The 460-nt window shown below is 36.3% G+C and carries 1 protein-coding gene; it reads right to left on the reverse strand.

What is annotated here, in order from left to right:
- A partial coding sequence (locus ETC00_RS19780) for a GTP-binding protein (protein WP_171567748.1) occupies positions 1–460 on the reverse strand: 460 nt, incomplete at both ends.

Raw genomic sequence — 460 nt, forward strand, 5'->3', positions numbered from 1 at the left:
ATTATCAACTGGTGCTGGTATATGGTTTATAATACCTTCATAAATAGCTTCCATATTTTCATCCTGTTTCTCTGGGTTCGTACTAGCTGTACCGTTAATAGCAGAAGCATAAACAACAGGAAATTCAATTTGCTCTTCAGTAGCACCCAATTCAATAAATAAATCTATAACTTCATCTACCACTTCTTCAGGGCGAGCAAAGTCACGGTCAATTTTGTTTACAACAACAATTGGAGTTAAGTTTTGTTCTAAAGCCTTCTTTAATACGAATCGAGTTTGTGGCATACAGCCTTCGTACGCATCTACAACTAAAAGAACACCGTCCACCATTTTCATAATACGTTCTACTTCTCCACCGAAGTCTGCGTGTCCTGGCGTATCCATAATGTTAATACGTGTATCTTTATAATTAATAGCAGTATTTTTCGCTAGAATAGTTATTCCACGTTCTCTTTCTATA

Source organism: Brevibacillus sp. MCWH (assembly GCF_013096935.1).
GTDB classification, from domain to species: Bacteria; Bacillota; Bacilli; order Brevibacillales; family Brevibacillaceae; genus Brevibacillus; species Brevibacillus aydinogluensis.